The sequence below is a fragment of the Bradyrhizobium jicamae genome (genome assembly GCF_018130695.1).
GTDB lineage: Bacteria > Pseudomonadota > Alphaproteobacteria > Rhizobiales > Xanthobacteraceae > Bradyrhizobium > Bradyrhizobium jicamae_B.
Genome location: NZ_JAFCJX010000007.1, coordinates 259,981 through 276,774, shown reverse-complemented (window position 1 = coordinate 276,774; position 16,794 = coordinate 259,981). Strand labels below are relative to the sequence as shown.

Genomic DNA, 16,794 nt, shown 5'->3' with positions numbered 1-16,794 from the left:
TGTGTCGAATGCAAATATCGGGTGAAATATCATGCAGAAAGCACAACAATGGTACATCTTCGCGCACTGCGCACTTTCGTGATGACTGCCGAAATGGGCGGGCTCGGCCGGGCCTGTGCGCGTTTGAATCTGAGTCAGCCTGCCGCCTCGCGGCAGATCGATGCGCTGGAAGTCGAGCTCGGCGTTGCCCTGTTCGAGCAGGTTGGTCGTCGCCTTCGGCTGACGTCACACGGAGAAGACCTGCTGCAGCGCAGCCGGCAACTGCTGGCCCATTCCGAGCTTCTGATCGAACACGCGCGGGCGTTGCGCGGCGGGCGGACCGGTACGCTCAAGGTTGGCGCGACCCCTCAAGTCATCGCGAACCTGATCGCTCCTTTTCTGCCAGGCCATCGGCTCCGTCATCCTGGAGTTGACATACAACTGGTGGAGGGCGGTGACTCCCAGCAAAGGGCCCGTCTTGAACGGGGCGAGGTTCATCTGACAATCATGCCCGTGCTCGGTGGGGCGATTTCCTACCGGCTGCTGGCTCCCGTCCATGCACTGGCGGTGTTGCTCAAGACGCATCCGCTGTCTCGTCGCAAGGTCGTCGAGGTGGAGGAGCTGTCGGCGCATCCTCTGTTGTTGCTTCAACGCGGGTACGGTTCACGGGCCTGGTTCGATGCAGAGTGCGAGGGCGCAAATGTAAGGCCGCCGGCGCTCATGGAAAGCACCACGGCGCACACTCTTATCGAACTGGCAGCAGTCGGCCACGGAATCGCGGTCGTCCCCTCTACTTCCGCTGTTCGTGGAGACTTGCGTGCGATCCCAATTGTCCACCGCGGCACATCAGTCGGCCGATGGGTGGGCGTCTGCTGGAATCCACGACGTGCCCTGCCTTCCTATGCTGAAATGTTCGTGGACGAGTTGTTTGCTCACGCTCAGCGCGCGTTTCCCGGACGCGCCTACGTCAGACGCGCGCCTCCTCTGGCGAAGCCGAGCCAGCCTGTGATCTGAGTTCTGCCGGACCTCCGCTTTGGGTCAGAAGGCGATATCCCAAGGGCGTGGCGGCTTCCGCTTCGCCCCCGAAAGCGGGCGCCCCGGGTTCTCATGAGTGCGCCCTACTCCCCCCACTCCCGCGCCATCGTCGCCAGCGCGCAGCCCTCGCAATAGCGGGCGTCCTTGAAGTCGATCCAGTTGTGCGCATAGACGCGGTCGAGCGGGATGCCGTAACGGGCGCGCAACACCTTCACCAGCACCCGCCAGGCCTCGATCTGCGCTTCCGTCGGGCCGCGGGTGACGTCGGGATAATTGCCGGCGAACTCGACACCGATCGAGTTGTTGCCGACCACCTGACGATAGGTCGGACCGTTGTCGATGTATTTGTTGTCGTTGCGGTTGCCACCGTCGCCATGGGTGGGGACGAGATTTTCCGCGACCGACCAATAGACCGTGCCGTCGGTCTCGACCCAGACCATGACGCCGCGCCGGGTCGGGTTCTTGTGCTGCTCCATCGCGCCGCCGCGCGCCGAGCCGGCCGGGCCTTCGGTCTGGTGCACGATGATGTTGCGCCAGGGGTGGGATTTTTCGACGTCGCCCCAGGGCGACAGCCAGACCATCTTCAGCCCGGGAATATCAGGCGTGCCCTGGGCGCGCGCGATCGTGGCGAGGTCGGGCGCTCCCGCGATCGCGGGGCAGGCAAATGCAAGGGCGAGGAGGATAGCGAGCAGGCGGAGGATCATACGGGCGGGTCCGGTGACAACCCGCCATAGCACGTCAGGCCCGCTTGCGCAGCGCTGCCTCGACCAGCTCGGCCATGTCGGGCGCGAGCGCAGGCGCCGCGGGCTCGTAGGTCGCAAAGCCGTTCTTGCCGCCCTTCTTGGCGTCGTAGAGCGCGTGGTCGGCGGCCGCGATCAGGCGGTCGGGATGGTTGCCGATGTCGCGGCTCCATTGCGCGACGCCGATCGAGACCGCGATCGGGATCTCGTTGCCCATGCACTGCTCGGCATCGGCGCGGCAGACCTCGAGCACGCGGCGGGCGATCATCGCGCCTTCGCGCAAGGTCGAGGACGGCAGCACGATGCAGAACTCGTCGCCGCCGGTGCGCGCCAGCATGTCGCCGGGCCGCAGGCGCGTCTGCGCCATCAGGGTGAAATGCTGCAGGCAGGCGTCGCCCGCGGCATGGCCGTGGGTGTCGTTGATGCCCTTGAAGCCGTCGAGATCGATCACGAGCAGCGAGAACGGCTCACCGCTGCGGTCCGAGCGCGCGCATTCCTCGGTCAGCCGCTGCACCAGATGGCGGCGGTTGCCGACGCCGGTGAGGTCGTCGAGCAGCGCAAGATCCGCGACCTCGCTGCGCAGGCGGTCCATCGCCATCAAGAGGAAGCCGAAATTCAGCGCCATCGACAGGAACACCAGCACCAGGACCAGCGCCGACTGCACCTGGTTGAACTGGACAAAGGAGAACTCCCCGCCGGGATGCAGCAGCGCGCCGGTGAGGCGGGCCAGATAGATGGCGACGATGATGCCGGAGACGATGCCGGCAAGCCGGGCACCGGGGCTGACGCGGCCGTGCTCGGACGACAGCAGCAGCCTGATCGACAGCGCCATCGGCAGGATCTGCGCCGTGGTGTAACTGAGCATCCGCAGCTGCATGCTGTCATAGCCGAAGATGAAGGTGCCGATCGAGACGAAGGCGAGGCCCGTGATCAGCACGGTGCTGCGCCAGCTGACGTCGCGGCCGTAGAAGCGGCGGATGCCCATCGCGGCGAGGCAGGCGGCAAAGACCAGCGTGGTGCCGGCCAACATCAGCGGCACCAGCGAGTCCGTCAGCAGCACGCGCACCATCGCGCAGGCAGCTCCCGCCGCCGCGGCGAAGGCCGAGCCGGTCCAGAACCGGGCAGCAGCGAACGAGGGATAGCTCTTCATCACGTAGGCCCAGATCAGGCCAAGCGCGAGAAAATTGATGATGAATACCGTCCAAAGCGTCGGAACGCTCAGCATCGCTCTATCCGGGACTGAAATTGTCCCGTCTCCCCTGTTCTCAAACCGCCCGCCCCCGGGCTTCCTCCAGCGACAATCCCCGTTGTCTTACGGAGCAGGATGCAGCCGCGGCGCTTAACGGACTCTGACCGGGAACAGCAAATCAATGCCGTGGTTTTGAATTGATGAACAAACCTATCTGCCGCGTTTGCGCATCGTTAAGCATGAGCGGGCGCGACGCGGTGGCGGCGCACGACGCGACGAATTGTGCGAAACCGCGTCCAAAACCCACAATCGCTGTGGATAACGTGATGACAGCGCGGTGACAGCAGGCGGCAGCAGGCTGCGAATCTGCTGAGTTTATCCTTGAGGATGTTGCGAGGTTGGCCCTCCGCCAAGCATGCCTCGGAGTCGCGTTCAATCCATTAAACCTTGAGAGGATACTATGGCTAAGAAAGCGAAGAAGGCGAAGAAGGCGAAGAAGGCCACCAAGAAGAAGAAGGCCAAGAAGTAACTCGATGATCTCGCCCGGGTAGCGGCTCTGCCCTGCCCGGGCACCCAACCAGACGAATGAAAAGACAGCGGGCCAGTGGCCCGCTTTTTTGTTGTCACCACCGCCGATCGGATCGGACGCCGTCAGCGCTCCGCAAAGGCGAGCTTGGCGCCGAGCGCGGCGAAGCCGGCGGCAAAGCTCCGCCGCAGCCAGGCCAGAACCTTCGGCCGGGTGATGACGCGGTCACGGACCGAGGCGGCGCACAGGCCGTAGACCGCGAACACCGCGAATGTCATCGCCATGAAGACTCCGCTGCGTTCCACCATCCGCGCCAGCGGATGCGGGTCGGTGGCGTCAATGAACTGCGGCAGGAAGGCGAGGAAGAAAATCGACAGTTTGGGATTGAGGATGTTGATCAGCACGGCTGTTATGATCACCCGCCCGCTCGATGTCGGTTTGACCTCGGTGTCGACCGCCAGTGCCCCCCGCTCGCGCAGCGCCTGCCAGGACATATAGAGCAGATAGACCACGCCGCACCATTTCAGCGCCGCGAACGCCAGCGCGCTGGTGTGCAGTACGGCGGCGAGCCCGAGCATCGCCGCCAACATCTGCGGGACGATCCCGAGCGTGCAGCCGAAGGCGGCGGCAATGCTCGCCCGCGAGCCCCGCGTCAGCGCCACCGCCAGGGTGTAGAGCACGCCCGTGCCGGGGGAAGCGACCACGATCAGCGTCGTCAGCAGGAAAGACAGCGTCATCGCGGATCCCCAATCATTCCAGGTTACGCTTCAGATAGTCGAGCACCCGGACAAAGGCATCGGCCCGCGCGGCGCGATCGGTACCGATGACGGGCATCGGGCCATGGCCGACCTGATAGGCCGGCAGCTCACGGCGCGGCAGGTCCGGCGCATCGAAGGCATGGACGGCATCCGGATAGCTCTTCAGCTCGACCGGATTGCCGCGCGCTTTCGCAGCCGTGAGGAAGGCGTCACAGGGCGCGAACGGCGTCCAGGTGTCGGCCTCGCCGAACAGCGTCAGCAGCGGCGTCTTGCTGCTCCAGCCGTTCGGCTCGACCTGGGTGAAGGGCTTTGACTGCAGGCGGTCGCTGCAGGCGCCGGGATAGAACGACACCGCGGCACGAAAATCGCTTGTCAGCCCCGCGGGCCGGCCGATGCTCTTGTCGTTGATCGTCAGCAGCACCACGCCGCCACCCTGCGACCAGCCCATCAGCGCGACGCGGTCGGGCCGCACATAGGGCTGCGCCTGCAGATATTGCAGGGCGGCATAGGCGTCCTTCGGACGGTCGCGCCACATCACGGTGCGGTCGGGACTGGCCGAGCAGGTCTGGCCAAAGCCGCGCGAGGTCGCGCTGTCGACCATCAGCGCGACATAGCCCTGCACCTCCAGCGCCCGCGCCCACATCCGGTACAACGCCAGCACGTGACCCCTGCTGTTCACCAGGCCGGAGCAGCCGTGCAGCATGACCACGGCCGGCCGCGGCGCGTCACCTTCGGGGCGGACCAGGTGCGCGGCCAGATTGGTCGCGCCATCGAGCGACGGGAAATGGATCGTCTCCGCGGTCGCGGCAGGGGCCACGAACGACAGCATCACCGAGACCAGCGCGATGGAGAGCCGCAGGCGGGACATCGCCCGGAAATATCATGGCGGCCCAACCGGCGGAAGCAGCGCACGTGCTGACAACTTCGTTATGAGAGCCGCCGGCCTCCCTCATGCATCGCCGACACCTTGGTCTCTGCGACCCGGATCACGTCCAGCGGCGCCCATGGCTTGGGCCAGAACACGGTGCCATCCGGCAGTCTCTCGCGCAGCGGCTTGCCCGAGGTGACGATGACGTCGAGATCGGGATTGTACTTCCGCGCGACATGGGCGAGCTCGACGCCGGTCATGTGGCCGGCGAGCTCGACGTCGGTCATCATCAGCACGACGCTGCCGCCGGCATCCTGCAATACGAGTTCGGCCGCCTCCGCGCTCTCGCACTCGATCACGTCGAAATCACTCTCTTCAAGCAACAAACCGATCATCTCACGCTGCATCGGATCGTCTTCCACCACCAACGCCTTCGCACGATAGGGTTTTGACTGGCCCATTTGTGTGCCTCCCTTCAATCGATGGTTCGGGGTTGCAAAAAGTCACGCGGATAAAATGCCTAAAATCGCTGGATGGTTCGGTTCCAATTTGAGAAAAATGGGGAACCGCACGACTTTCCGTCCCGTCCTGCACAATCATTCGAGGAGCTGAACCGACATGACCGCCATCTCTGGATCCGCCGCTGCCCTGACCGGCGCGGCCAGCGGCATCGGCCGCGCGCTCGCGCTCGAGCTTGCCGCGCGCGGCTGCGATCTGGCGCTGGCCGACCGCGACGAAGCCGGGCTGCAGGCGGTCGCCGCTGACATCGCCAGGGCCCATCGGCGCAAGGTCACCGTGCATCGCCTCGACGTCGGCGCGCCCGAGCAGATCGAAGCGTTTGCGCAAGCGGCAGGCAGCGCGCATCCCGCGCTCAACATCGTCATCAACAATGCCGGCGTCGCCCTGCTCGGCCAGTTCGGCGAGATCGAGCAGGCGCAGATGGAGTGGCTGTTCAACATCAATTTCTGGGGCACGGTGCACGGCACCCGCGCCTTCCTGCCGATCCTTTCGCGGCAGCGCGCGGCGCATATCGTCAACATCTCCTCGATCTTCGGCATCGTCGCCCCGCCCGGCCAGACCGCCTATTGCGCGGCGAAGTTCGCGGTGCGCGGCTTCTCCGAAAGCCTGCGCCATGAGCTCGCGGTCGCCGGCAGTCCAGTCAAGCTGACGGTCGTGCATCCCGGCGGCGTCGCCACCAGCATCGCCCGCAACTCGCGCACCGGCACAGGTGTCACCGACAATGCCCGCCGGGCGCAATCGATCGAACGGTTCGACGCGCTGGCGAAGACCACGCCGGCGGCGGCCGCAGAGCGCATCATCGCTGCAATCGAGAACAACGCGCCGCGCGTCCTGATCGGCAACGATGCGCGGTTCATGGATCTCCTGCAGCGGTTTCGCCCGGGGACCTATTGGAAGGTGCTGCAGCGGCAGATCGACAAGGCAACGGCGAAGGTGGGGGCGATCGCTAAATAGCTGCCCTCGTCCTGGCAGCTAACCTCCGTCGTCCTGGCGAAAGCCAGGACCCATTACCACCGAATTCAATTGGTGAGGGGCTGGGGCCCCAGCGTCGCGCAACAACGCACAGTTGGGGTAATGGGTCCTGGCTTTCGCCAAGACGACGATGGGGAGATGCGCGCGGGTATGGTTGCGCCCGCCGGCCCTAGACCGAGCTGCCGCCGAGCTCCTGCGTCACCTTGAGCATCAGCTCGTTCAGCACGTCCTTCTTGTCGCCGGGATAGAGGGCATCGTGCGGAACGCGCGGAAAGTTGGGATCGGTCCAGAAGCGTTTCGGCTCGAAGGAAAATTTCGCGATCAACCGCAAGCCGAAATCGATCTCGTAGGGGTAGTAGTTCGCCTTCTGCGCATAGGCCGCGATCTCCGGATACTCGCCCAGGAGATATCCTTCCTGGATGTGCGGCCGCATCGCCGAGGGCGGACAGACGCTGGAGAGGCGGACGATCTGCAGCCCCGCCTCCGCGCTGGCGGTGACCGCGCCGCTGATGTTCGGGACGCCCAGCACATAGATGTAGGCCTTGTCAGCCAGCTGGTCGCCCTTCTTCAGCGAGGCGAAGGAGGCCGCAATACGGATCGAATGCGTGACGTCGAGCAGCGGGGTCAGACAGACCTCGTAGTGCTGCAGGATCGACCAGCGCAGGATGCGATGGCGCTGCATCCGGTCGATCCCGAGCAGCGGTTTCTGGTAGCGCCGGAGCAGGATGTCTTCGGCCGCCTGCAATCGCAGGAATCGATTGATCAGGGTGCTCTGATTGGGATTGCCCGTGCCCCTCGGCCGGAACAGGCTCGGCTTGATCGAGGTGTTGCGCTTGATGTTGCGATAGTCGTTGGTCTGGCCACGAAACAGCAGCACGTAATCGCGGTTGCGAAACTGCAGCTCGGCGATCTTCCGGGCGAGATCGACATAGGAGCCGACCTCGTGGCCGGCCGCCTTGCGCACCTCCGTATTGGTCGCGATCCGGCAGGTTCGCCTGCGATCGAAATACGACCAGATCTTCTGGCTGCCGATGGTTTCCATGGACACCCCCAATCGCAAACGCGTAGGGCGGATTAGCGAAGCGTAATCCGCCGATCGTGTGTCGCGGCAAAGAACGGCGGATTACGCCCGTTGCGCTAATCCGCCCTACGCATCCGTCACCGCCCCATCAACTGATCCGCAAAATACCCGATCGTCTTGCGGTAGATCACCGCTCTGTTCCACTCGCGCATCGCCTCGAAATTGGCGGTGCCCTCGCCGTAAGGAGCCCCCATCTTGAAGCCGTTGGTGTGCAGCAGGTTCGCGGTCGAAGCCAGCACGTCGGGCACGGAGTGGCGCAGATCGACATGGCCGTTGCCGTCAAAATCGACGCCATACTTGATGTAGGACGACGGCAAAAATTGCGTCTGGCCGATCTCGCCGGCATAGGCGCCGATCATGTCGCTCAGCCGCAGATCGCCGCGCTGCACGATCTTCAGCGCCGCGAGCAGCTCGCCCTGGAACAGGTCGGTGCGGCGGCAATCATGCGCCATGGTGACGAGCACGCGAAACACCGGCAGCTTGCCCATGTCGCCCTTGCCGAAATCGGTCTCCAGCCCCCAGATCGCGACCAGGATCTGCCGGGGCACGCCATACTTCGCCTCGACCTGCGACAGCAGCGCCGCATGCCGCTGCAGCATCGCGCGGCCCGCATTGATCCGCCCGGGCCCGACGCGGGTCGAGACATATTGCTCGAACGTCTTGGTGAACGTGCCGCGCTGCCGCCGGTCGAACGCCAGCACGCCCGCATCCTGCTGCACGCCACCGAGCGCCTGCGAGATCACATCCTGCGAAATGCCGGAAGCGGCGGCCTCGGCAGAGATGTTCTGGACGAAGGAGTTGAAATTGCCGCCGCAGCGGGCGGCGTGGGAGGGAGTGGACAGCAGCAAGGCGCCGATGAAGACCGCCAACCGACACCTGAGCATGCGTGATTCCCTTTCGCGTTGCGTGACGCGGGGATCATGCCATGGCGAAAACGGAACAGTCAAAACGTTGATGACGCCGGGGATGTGACCTTCGCGAGCGGCCCGCTGGCCCTCCGTGTGTCAGTCTGCCGCTCTCGTAGCTCCCTCACCCGTGGCGCATTGACCAGGCTCACCAGCGTGTAACTGATGATCAGCAGCAGAAACCACGAGCCGAGCTTGTCGATCGAGACCAGCGACCAGCCGAGCTTCTGCGACGGATAGAGCCAGGTTTTTGTGAACGTGCCGATGTTCTCGGTGAACCAGATGAACAGCGACACCAGCACGAGGCCGAGCAGCAGCGGCATCGTGCGGTGGCGGTGCCAGACGCGGAAATGGACGCGGGCGCGCAGGAACAGCCAGCCGGCCCAGGCGAACAGCAGCCAGCGCAAATCCCAGATGTAATGGTGGCTGAAGAAATTGATGTAGATCGCGACGCTGAGCGCGATCAGGCCGAGGCGGCGCGGGTGCCCGGTGAACTCGAAATCGAACAGCCGCCAGCAGCGCGCGATGTAGCTGCCGATGCAGGAATACATGAAGCCGGAGAACAGCGGCACACCGGCGATCCGGAAAAAGTTCGGCTCGGGATAGATCCAGGAGCCGACCGAGGTCTTGAAGATCTCCATCGCGGTGCCGACGATGTGGTAGATCAGGATGACCTTTGCTTCCTCCCATGTCTCGAGCTTGCCCGCGAGCATCGCGACCTGCACGGCGACCATGCCGAGCAGCAGGAAGTCGTAGCGCGCCAGCGGCGCTCCCTTTGGATAGAACTGCCATGTCGCGATCATCAGGCCGATCGCAACAGCAGCGAACAGGCAGGCCCAGGCCTGCTTCACGCCGAAGCGGAAGAACTCGTATGGCGCCGCGGTCCAGCCGCGCTGCGCCATGAGGCGGCCAAGCCGCGCCTCGCCGGCGATGAAGCGGCGCAGCGGCGCCCAGTTCGCGGCGGCGCTGGGGATGGACCTGGAGCTGTTGGGTAGGCGGTCGAGAGGGTGATGCACGCGGCGAAGGATGCCGGCGGATCACGGTCGAATACGGGCGCGGATGTGCAGATTTTGATGAGAGCTTCGCCGCAAAGCCCGGCCTGCCGTCAGGCCGCGGCCTCACGCTGCAATGTCCCGCTGGCTTCGATCTCGCGCCGCAGCCAGCCGGGTGCCGCATCATAACCATTGGGCCAAGTCGGCGCACCGTCCTCAAGGAAGACGCGGGCAAAAAAAGCAGGATCTCGCAGCGGCTCAGCCATGGGGCCGCCTTGACTGATGGTCGCTGCAAAATCGTAGTCACCCGCCATGCCGTCGCTGAACACCGCATGCACGCGGTGCCCGCCGAGATGATTGATTTTCGCGACCTTGAGCATCGCTACCCCTTGAGCTGCCGCTCTAGCCCCGCAAAATCGATCTCGGCCCACCTCTCCGCGATCTTGCCGTCCTGGATGCGCCAGAACGTCATGCCGCGGAACTCGACATGCTTGCCGGTCGGCGCAATGCCGTTCCACGGACCCTTGTGCAGGCCTCGCCAGATGAAGCGGCCGGAGACGATGTCGCGTTCGGCGACCAGGCATTCGGCGACCGCCGAGAGGTTGGCGAAGGTCGCGTGCATCGCGGCCGAATGCGCGATCACCTCGTCGGCGCTCATCTTCTTTTCCGCCGCGTGATCGAAGAAATTCGGTGCGAGCTGCGCGCGGATCGCATCGGGATCGTGGCCGTTGGTGACGGCGTCGTAGTGCGCGAGCACGAGGGCCTTGTTGGCCTCGGGAGTGGTGTCGGACATCAACGGCGGCTCGAAATGGCAGGTTGTAAAATAGCGGGAAGCGCCTCATACGCGAGTTGCGCGCGCTCGCGCAAGCGACAACGTGACGATGCGATGAAAAATGTTTGCGCGCACGCGACGTCCGCATAAGGCTTCGTTATTGCGCGCGCGTTTCACCAGCGATTGTTTCGTTTGTTCCAGGCGAAAAGAACATCGGCGAAACGATCGTACACAAAGCGGGTCAGCGGAAGGACCAGGCGATTGCCGAGCAAGGCGGCAATCCAGCCTTCGCCGGGCGTGCGCCGCCAGATCGCGATCGCGACATCGGCGCCGACGATCAGCCGGCCGGCCTCGTCGGTGGCATGCAGGCGGCGGCGGATGTCGTCGAGCGTCGCGCCATGGGCTGTGAGCGCGTCGGGCTGCTCATTGATGTCCTTGAAGGCGATGCTGCCGGCGCGGACGGCGGCGAGCAGTTTGTTGCGCTGCCAGTCGATGCCGGCATCGCAGACCGGGCAGCGCGTGTTGTACCAGACGGTGAGTTGGGGAACGGGCATGCGGCTGGAAGCTTAGGTGCAGGTGCGCGCGGCGTCGAGAGCGCGCTCCAAACTGGAGGCGAGGGTTGCGCAAGGGCTTTCGCCTGCAACGCTGGTCAGCCCAAAATCGCGCGCGATTTGCTTTGACTTGCGGCCCCCGATCGAGGACAAGCCGCGCATGCCCAAGAAGCCCGGAACCAATCCCAAAGGCGAATTCGCCTTCTTCAACGTCGTCTATGAAGACGACAGCCAGCGCTCCAACCGCCGCGTGCCCACCGAGTTGCTCGGCGGCCTCGACGGCGACGAGCCCGCGCGCGGCTACATCATGGAGCAGGACCGCGAGATCGCGGAGAAGTCGGGCAAGCCGGTGCTGGAGATCAAGCGGATCGAGCGGGTTGGGGTGAAGAAGAAGTAGCGCTTGCGCGACGCTTTCGTGCATCCACGAGGCCACGGATCATCCTTCTGCGCAATCGGCCACGGAGCAAGCGGCACCCCTCTCCCCAACCCTCCCCCGCAAGGGGGGAGGGAGCCCTTCCGCCGGTGCGTCCATTACTACGATCGCTTCAAGCATTCGAAACATTCGTCGACACGACAAATGTTGTCGCGTCACGACGCAAGGTGAGCACGCATGTCCGGCTCCCTCCCCCCTTGCGGGGGAGGGTTGGGGGAGAGGGGTGGCCACGGGCGCTGGCGTGAGACGTGGGCAGTGCCCTCACAAAACAAAAAACGGCGGGCTTTCGGCCCGCCGTTTTGCTTTGGATCGTCCTCCGCAATCAGTTGTCGAGGAAGCTCCGCAGCTTCCTTGACCGGCTCGGATGCTTCAGCTTGCGCAGCGCCTTCGCCTCGATCTGGCGGATGCGTTCGCGGGTGACGCTGAACTGCTGGCCGACTTCTTCAAGCGTGTGGTCGGTGTTCATGCCGATGCCGAAGCGCATGCGGAGCACGCGCTCTTCGCGCGGGGTGAGCGAGGCCAGCACGCGCGTGGTGGTCTCGCGGAGGTTCGACTGGATCGCCGCGTCGATCGGCAGGATCGCGTTCTTGTCCTCGATGAAATCGCCGAGATGCGAATCCTCTTCGTCACCGACCGGGGTCTCGAGCGACAGCGGCTCCTTGGCGATCTTGAGGACCTTGCGCACCTTCTCCAGGGGCATGCCGAGCTTTTCGGCGAGCTCCTCAGGCGTGGGCTCGCGGCCGATCTCGTTCAGCATCTGCCTAGAGGTGCGCACGATCTTGTTGATCGTCTCGATCATGTGCACGGGGATGCGGATGGTGCGGGCCTGGTCGGCGATCGAGCGGGTGATCGCCTGCCGGATCCACCAGGTGGCGTAGGTCGAGAACTTGTAACCGCGGCGGTACTCGAACTTGTCGACCGCCTTCATCAGGCCGATGTTGCCTTCCTGGATCAGGTCGAGGAACTGCAGGCCGCGGTTGGTGTACTTCTTGGCGATCGAGATCACGAGACGGAGGTTGGCTTCCACCATCTCCTTCTTGGCCTGACGGGCCTCGCGCTCGCCCTTCTGGACGCCGTGCACGATCTTGCGGAATTCGCCGATCTCAAGACCGGTCAGCGCGGCGAGCGACTGGATCTCGTGGCGCAGATCCTTGATGCGGTCCTTCTCGTGATGGACGAAGTTCTTCCAACCCTTGGCGGAGAGCTTCGAGACACGGTTGAGCCAGCGCGGATCGAGCTCCGAGCCCTGGTAGTTGCGCAGGAAGTCGTCGCGGGCGACGCCGTGGCTGTCGCCGAGGCGCAGCAAGCGGCCTTCGAAGGACACCAGCTTCTTGTTGATGTCGTAGAGCTGCTCGACCAGTGAATCGATACGGGCCTGGTTGAGGCGCAGCGACTTCACCTCGACGATGATCTCGTCCTTCAGCTTCTTGTACTTGCGCTCCTGCGAGGGCGACAGCGACTCGCTCTGCAGCTGGTTGGCGATGTCCTGCTCCTGCAGGCGGCGCAGCTTCTTGTACTCGTTGGCGATCTTGTCGAAGGTCTCGACCACCTTCGGCTTCAGCTCGGCTTCGATGGCGGCGAGCGACATCTGGTTCTCGAACTCGTCGTCGTCCATGTCGGCTTCGGCCGCGGCCTCGCCGGGATCCTTCTCCTCGCCGTCAGCGGCGGGAGCGGCCGCAGGCTGCGCGCGGAACGGGGTCGGCGACGGCGGCGCGGCGGGCGGCGCGACATGCGCGGGCGCGGCAGCGCTGGCCTCGCCATTGCCGCCCTCGGCATTGGCTGCGCCTTCGGCGCCGTTGTTGGCGATCATGTTCGGATTGATGCCGCCCTTGGATTCCGGGCCGGCATAGGTCGCTTCGAGGTCGATGATGTCGCGGAGGAAGATCTTTCCTTCGTTGAGCTCGTCGCGCCAGATGATGATGGCCTGGAAGGTCAGCGGGCTCTCGCAGAGGCCCGCGATCATCGCCTCGCGGCCGGCCTCGATGCGCTTGGCAATCGCGATTTCGCCTTCGCGCGACAGCAGCTCGACGGTGCCCATCTCGCGCAGATACATGCGCACGGGATCGTCGGTACGCTCGCCGGGCTCGCTCTTCTTGACCTCGGTGACGGCCTTCTGCGTGACCTCGACGAGCTCGTTGTCGGTCTCGTCCTCGCCGTCGTCCTTGTCGTCCTCGCCTTCGCTATCGTCGGCCTCGGTGACGTTGATGCCCATGTCCGAGAGCATCGACATGATGTCCTCGATCTGCTCGGGCGAGGTCGTATCCGAAGGCAGCACTTCGTTGAGCTGATCAAAGGTCACGAAGCCGCGCTTCTTGGCCTGCTTGATCATCTTCTTCACCGCGGCATCCGACAGGTCGAGCAACGGCGACGGCGCGTCGGCGGAATCCTTCTCAGGAGCATCCGCTGCCTTGTCGTCTTTTTCCTTGTCCTTAACCTGCAGCGTCTTTGCCTTGGTGGCCATTCACTAAGCTCCCGAAACGCGCTCATGCGAGATGGCGTGCACGCGCATCTCGCACAGATCTGAAGAGTTACTCTCGACGCGCAAAGGGCGGCGCAAAACCTCGCCACCCCTGTGATCCGCTTCGATGTGTCCTTTGCAATAGCCGCGAGGCTATTAAGTTTCGCTTAACCCTGTTTTTGCAGCCAAACCATGGGTTTGGCGAGTCTTTTTGCAGATTTGGCCGCAGCCGTCCGCATCATTTTTTCATCAGACGCTACGCTGGAACCGGCCCGATAATTCCCCAAAGCCCTCGATCAGGGCTTCGGTCCCGTCGGCTTCTGCCATCCGGGCCTGGATATCCTGCAGCCACGCCAGATTGGCCTCGCTGGAATCCTCGGCCAATGCCTGCTCGGCATCCTTCTTTTCCCTAAGTAGGGCGTGGGTTTTCTGATGCAAGGCAACGAGTTGCCGCCAGGTTGATAAAACATCTTCCCGCGCAGCGCCAGCCTGGGTGCCCCACACGGCCTGGGTGGTGAGCGCGCGTTCAACCCTTTGAAGAATTTGAGAAAATCCACCAGCCTCGAGGTCGGACCGCATTTTCTCGGCCTGCTCCTCTGCGTCGGGAGAATGGTGATGGTCGTTGGCGAAGGCCGCGATGATGCCGGCGCGCAGCTTATGGGCCTCGGGGTGGGCCAGTTCGAGGGCGGCGACCTCCTCCAGATGGTCGTGCAGCAGCCAGGGGTGGTTGATCAGGGACTGCAGGATCAGCGCCTCCCGGCGCGAGATCGCGCTGCGCTGGCCGCGCATGATCGGGCTGTTGGCCAACTGAGGGCTCGCAGCCTGGTAGGGACCGCGGGCGAGGCTAGGGGTGGCACCCTTCTGGCCGAAACGGCCGTTCTGGGCGGGGCCGCGGGGGGTGAACGGACGGGGTGATTCGCCGCGCCGGCCGCCATACTGGCCGCGGCCATAGCCGCCGCGCCCGCCCTCGGGCGCAAACGTGCGCTGCAGGCGCTCCTGCAGGTCCTGGCGGTAATAGCGGCGGATCACCTCGTCGCGGATGCCATTGGTGAGCTCGCCAATCCGGGCCTCCAGCGCGGCGCGCCGCTCGGGCGTGTCGAACATGCCGCCCTCGATCTCGCGCGCCCAGATCATCTCGGCGAGCGGTCGCGCAGCACCGATCACTTCCTCGATCGCGGCGCGGCCGCCGGAGCGGGCGAGATCGTCGGGGTCCTGCCCTTCCGGCAGCAGCGCGATGCGGAGACTCTTTCCCGGCTTGAGCTGCGGGAGGGCAAGGTCCGCCGCACGATAAGCCGCCTTCTTGCCGGCGCGGTCGCCGTCGAAGCAGAGGATCGGCTCATCCGCCATCTTCCAGAGCAGCGTGAGCTGGTTTTCGGTCAGCGCGGTGCCGAGCGGCGCAACGCTGCCGGCAAAGCCCGCGGTAACCATGGCGATGACGTCGACGTAACCTTCGACCACGATCAGCTGCGCGCCGTTATGCGTGGCCTGCCGCGCGGTGAACAAATTGTAGAGATTGTCGCCCTTGTGAAACAGCGGGGTTTCCGGCGAGTTCAGATACTTCGCCGGAACGTCCTTCTCCAGCGCGCGGCCGCCGAAGGCGATGACACGGCCACGGCCATCGGTGATCGGAAACATCACGCGATCACGGAAACGGTCGTATGGCACCGGCGCGTTCTCGCCGGTGACGAGCAGCCCGGCCTCGACCATGTCCTCGGTCGAGATGCCCTGCCCGCCGAGATACTCCTTCAGCCCGAAGCGATCTGGCGGCGCGTAGCCCATGCGGAACTGCAGCTGCGTCGCCGGCGTGATGCCGCGATCGCCGAGATAGCCGCGCGCTTTCGCGCCGTTGCGCGAGGCCAGCGTGTCGATGAAGAATTTGGTCGCAAGCTCCATCACGTCATGCAGCGTGCGGCGGCGCTGCTCGTGGCGCGCCGCATCGGGCGTCGCCGCCGGGATCGCCACACCGGCCATGCCGGCGAGCCGCTCGACCGCCTCGATGAAGCTGACGCCATCGGTCTTCATGATGAAGTCGAAGATGTTGCCGTTCAGCCCGGACGAGAAGTCGAACCACGCCTGCTTCTGGTCGTTGACGAAGAATGAGGGTGTCTTCTCCTGCTGGAACGGCGACAGGCCCTTCCACTCGCGGCCCGCCTTTTTCAGCTTGACGCGCCGGCCCACGACTTCCGAGACCGGAAGCCGGGCACGCAGCTCGTCGAGGAATTCGGGCGTGAAGCGCATGGGCGGAGTCTAGCTGATGTCCCTGAGTCGCGGACCAAGTGGTTAGCCATATAGGGGCAGAGCCCGCGATTTCGAAGAATATCGGGCTTTTCCGGGCTATTCACAGGCGCGGCTTGCCCCCTGCCCGGTTCCGGGCTTGGATGGGGCCATGTTTACGACATTCCGGGGCGGACAGAGCGGCGGCTGGAGGGTGACCTCGGTCGCGAAGGTGAAGGGCGAGGCGCTGCCGAAGGTGGCGGCGCTGACGGTCATTTCGAGCGAGGCGATCGCGCTGCCGCTGTTGCCGTCGCAGACCTCCTGGCGGCTCGCCGGCGTCGCCAGCACGCTCCGCTACACCGAGCGCGCCGAGAAGGACAAGCTGGTCGCCGTCCAGGCCGGGCTCGGCCGGCCCGAGGCGACGCATGCGGCGCTGATCCCGATCAGGAAATCGCAGGCCTGGTGGGACCTGACCCAGGAAGAGCGGCGCAAGATCTTCGAGGACAAGTCGCAGCATATCGCCGGCAGCATGAAGTACCTGCCGGCGATCGCGCGGCAGCTTTATCATGCGCGCGATCTCGGCGTGCCCTTCGATTTCCTGACCTGGTTCGAATTCGCGCCCGAGCATGCGGCGATGTTCGAGGAACTGGTCGGCATGCTGCGCGGGACGGAGGAATGGACCTACGTCGAGCGCGAGGTCGATGTGCGCGTGATCAGGGAAGAGTGACCCACACTCGTGCCCCGGACGCAGCGCAGCGCGAAGCGGGGGGCACATCGCGGCGTGGGTCCCGGTTCTGCACAG

At 64.7% G+C, this 16,794-nt stretch carries 17 protein-coding genes; 4 read left to right on the top strand and 13 right to left on the bottom strand.

Annotation, left to right across the window (positions count from 1 at the left end; genetic code table 11):
- Positions 1-21 precede the first annotated feature (21 nt).
- The gene (locus JQ604_RS12720; protein WP_212357731.1) at positions 22-993 is read left to right on the top strand and encodes a LysR family transcriptional regulator; all 972 of its coding nucleotides are present in this window, start codon (positions 22-24) and stop codon (positions 991-993) included.
- A 104-nt stretch (positions 994-1,097) separates the two neighbouring features.
- Here the strand turns inward: JQ604_RS12720 and JQ604_RS12715 are convergent, their stop codons facing one another.
- The 5 genes from JQ604_RS12715 to JQ604_RS12695 all read right to left on the bottom strand — a co-directional run bounded on the left by JQ604_RS12715 (position 1,098) and on the right by JQ604_RS12695 (position 5,556).
- Complete coding sequence (locus JQ604_RS12715; RefSeq protein ID WP_212357728.1) at positions 1,098-1,718, bottom strand: peptidoglycan recognition protein family protein; 621 nt, start codon at positions 1,716-1,718, stop codon at positions 1,098-1,100.
- A 34-nt stretch (positions 1,719-1,752) separates the two neighbouring features.
- Complete coding sequence (locus JQ604_RS12710; RefSeq protein ID WP_212357725.1) at positions 1,753-2,979, bottom strand: GGDEF domain-containing protein; 1,227 nt, start codon at positions 2,977-2,979, stop codon at positions 1,753-1,755.
- Between the two features lie 615 nt (positions 2,980-3,594).
- Positions 3,595-4,206, bottom strand: coding sequence for a LysE family translocator (locus JQ604_RS12705; RefSeq protein WP_212357723.1), 612 nt, complete (start codon positions 4,204-4,206; stop codon positions 3,595-3,597).
- A 13-nt stretch (positions 4,207-4,219) separates the two neighbouring features.
- On the bottom strand, positions 4,220-5,095 hold the full coding sequence (locus JQ604_RS12700; protein WP_212357721.1) for a dienelactone hydrolase family protein: 876 nt from the start codon (positions 5,093-5,095) through the stop codon (positions 4,220-4,222).
- Positions 5,096-5,154: 59 nt separating this feature from the next.
- On the bottom strand, positions 5,155-5,556 hold the full coding sequence (locus JQ604_RS12695; protein ID WP_212357718.1) for a response regulator: 402 nt from the start codon (positions 5,554-5,556) through the stop codon (positions 5,155-5,157).
- 157 nt (positions 5,557-5,713) lie between these two features.
- On the opposite strand from JQ604_RS12695, the gene JQ604_RS12690 reads away from it, so the two are divergent.
- The gene (locus JQ604_RS12690; RefSeq protein ID WP_212357716.1) at positions 5,714-6,568 is read left to right on the top strand and encodes an SDR family NAD(P)-dependent oxidoreductase; all 855 of its coding nucleotides are present in this window, start codon (positions 5,714-5,716) and stop codon (positions 6,566-6,568) included.
- 187 nt (positions 6,569-6,755) lie between these two features.
- On the opposite strand, the gene JQ604_RS12685 is transcribed toward JQ604_RS12690, so the two are convergent.
- The 6 genes from JQ604_RS12685 to JQ604_RS12660 all read right to left on the bottom strand — a co-directional run bounded on the left by JQ604_RS12685 (position 6,756) and on the right by JQ604_RS12660 (position 10,890).
- Positions 6,756-7,628 (bottom strand): FRG domain-containing protein, encoded by an 873-nt coding sequence (locus JQ604_RS12685; protein ID WP_212357713.1) that lies wholly within the window; start codon positions 7,626-7,628, stop codon positions 6,756-6,758.
- Positions 7,629-7,744: 116 nt separating this feature from the next.
- Positions 7,745-8,551, bottom strand: coding sequence for a lytic murein transglycosylase (locus JQ604_RS12680; RefSeq protein WP_212357712.1), 807 nt, complete (start codon positions 8,549-8,551; stop codon positions 7,745-7,747).
- A gap of 59 nt (positions 8,552-8,610) precedes the next feature.
- Positions 8,611-9,588 (bottom strand): DUF817 domain-containing protein, encoded by a 978-nt coding sequence (locus tag JQ604_RS12675; protein WP_349631094.1) that lies wholly within the window; start codon positions 9,586-9,588, stop codon positions 8,611-8,613.
- Between the two features lie 89 nt (positions 9,589-9,677).
- The gene (locus JQ604_RS12670; protein ID WP_212357709.1) at positions 9,678-9,944 is read right to left on the bottom strand and encodes a DUF2442 domain-containing protein; all 267 of its coding nucleotides are present in this window, start codon (positions 9,942-9,944) and stop codon (positions 9,678-9,680) included.
- A 2-nt stretch (positions 9,945-9,946) separates the two neighbouring features.
- A complete protein-coding gene (locus JQ604_RS12665; RefSeq protein ID WP_212357706.1) occupies positions 9,947-10,357 on the bottom strand; it encodes an ester cyclase in 411 nt (136 codons plus the stop codon).
- A 152-nt stretch (positions 10,358-10,509) separates the two neighbouring features.
- Positions 10,510-10,890: a thiol-disulfide oxidoreductase DCC family protein gene (locus tag JQ604_RS12660; RefSeq protein ID WP_212357704.1), complete on the bottom strand. Its 381-nt coding sequence runs from the start codon at positions 10,888-10,890 to the stop codon at positions 10,510-10,512.
- Positions 10,891-11,047: 157 nt separating this feature from the next.
- Here JQ604_RS12660 and JQ604_RS12655 point away from each other — a divergent pair, with 157 nt between their 5' ends.
- Positions 11,048-11,284: a hypothetical protein gene (locus JQ604_RS12655; RefSeq protein WP_212357701.1), complete on the top strand. Its 237-nt coding sequence runs from the start codon at positions 11,048-11,050 to the stop codon at positions 11,282-11,284.
- Between the two features lie 358 nt (positions 11,285-11,642).
- On the opposite strand, the gene rpoD is transcribed toward JQ604_RS12655, so the two are convergent.
- Positions 11,643-13,781 (bottom strand): RNA polymerase sigma factor RpoD, encoded by a 2,139-nt coding sequence (gene rpoD, locus JQ604_RS12650; RefSeq protein ID WP_212357699.1) that lies wholly within the window; start codon positions 13,779-13,781, stop codon positions 11,643-11,645.
- 246 nt (positions 13,782-14,027) lie between these two features.
- A complete protein-coding gene (dnaG, locus tag JQ604_RS12645) occupies positions 14,028-16,016 on the bottom strand; it encodes a DNA primase (protein ID WP_212357697.1) in 1,989 nt (662 codons plus the stop codon).
- 148 nt (positions 16,017-16,164) lie between these two features.
- Between dnaG and JQ604_RS12640 the strand changes: the two genes are divergently transcribed.
- Positions 16,165-16,719 (top strand): chlorite dismutase family protein, encoded by a 555-nt coding sequence (locus JQ604_RS12640; protein WP_212357694.1) that lies wholly within the window; start codon positions 16,165-16,167, stop codon positions 16,717-16,719.
- The last annotated feature ends 75 nt before the right edge of the window (positions 16,720-16,794 follow it).

Bases quoted from the DNA above. Each gene is read 5' to 3' on its own strand.
- JQ604_RS12715 (WP_212357728.1), bottom strand. From the start codon at position 1,718: ATGATCCTCCGCCTGCTCGCTATCCTCCTCGCCCTTGCATTTGCCTGC.
- JQ604_RS12710 (WP_212357725.1), bottom strand. From the start codon at position 2,979: ATGCTGAGCGTTCCGACGCTTTGGACGGTATTCATCATCAATTTTCTC.
- JQ604_RS12705 (WP_212357723.1), bottom strand. From the start codon at position 4,206: ATGACGCTGTCTTTCCTGCTGACGACGCTGATCGTGGTCGCTTCCCCC.
- JQ604_RS12700 (WP_212357721.1), bottom strand. From the start codon at position 5,095: ATGTCCCGCCTGCGGCTCTCCATCGCGCTGGTCTCGGTGATGCTGTCG.
- JQ604_RS12695 (WP_212357718.1), bottom strand. From the start codon at position 5,556: ATGGGCCAGTCAAAACCCTATCGTGCGAAGGCGTTGGTGGTGGAAGAC.
- JQ604_RS12690 (WP_212357716.1), top strand. From the start codon at position 5,714: ATGACCGCCATCTCTGGATCCGCCGCTGCCCTGACCGGCGCGGCCAGC.
- JQ604_RS12685 (WP_212357713.1), bottom strand. From the start codon at position 7,628: ATGGAAACCATCGGCAGCCAGAAGATCTGGTCGTATTTCGATCGCAGG.
- JQ604_RS12680 (WP_212357712.1), bottom strand. From the start codon at position 8,551: ATGCTCAGGTGTCGGTTGGCGGTCTTCATCGGCGCCTTGCTGCTGTCC.
- JQ604_RS12670 (WP_212357709.1), bottom strand. From the start codon at position 9,944: ATGCTCAAGGTCGCGAAAATCAATCATCTCGGCGGGCACCGCGTGCAT.
- JQ604_RS12665 (WP_212357706.1), bottom strand. From the start codon at position 10,357: ATGTCCGACACCACTCCCGAGGCCAACAAGGCCCTCGTGCTCGCGCAC.
- JQ604_RS12660 (WP_212357704.1), bottom strand. From the start codon at position 10,890: ATGCCCGTTCCCCAACTCACCGTCTGGTACAACACGCGCTGCCCGGTC.
- JQ604_RS12655 (WP_212357701.1), top strand. From the start codon at position 11,048: ATGCCCAAGAAGCCCGGAACCAATCCCAAAGGCGAATTCGCCTTCTTC.
- rpoD (WP_212357699.1), bottom strand. From the start codon at position 13,781: ATGGCCACCAAGGCAAAGACGCTGCAGGTTAAGGACAAGGAAAAAGAC.
- dnaG (WP_212357697.1), bottom strand. From the start codon at position 16,016: ATGCGCTTCACGCCCGAATTCCTCGACGAGCTGCGTGCCCGGCTTCCG.
- JQ604_RS12640 (WP_212357694.1), top strand. From the start codon at position 16,165: ATGTTTACGACATTCCGGGGCGGACAGAGCGGCGGCTGGAGGGTGACC.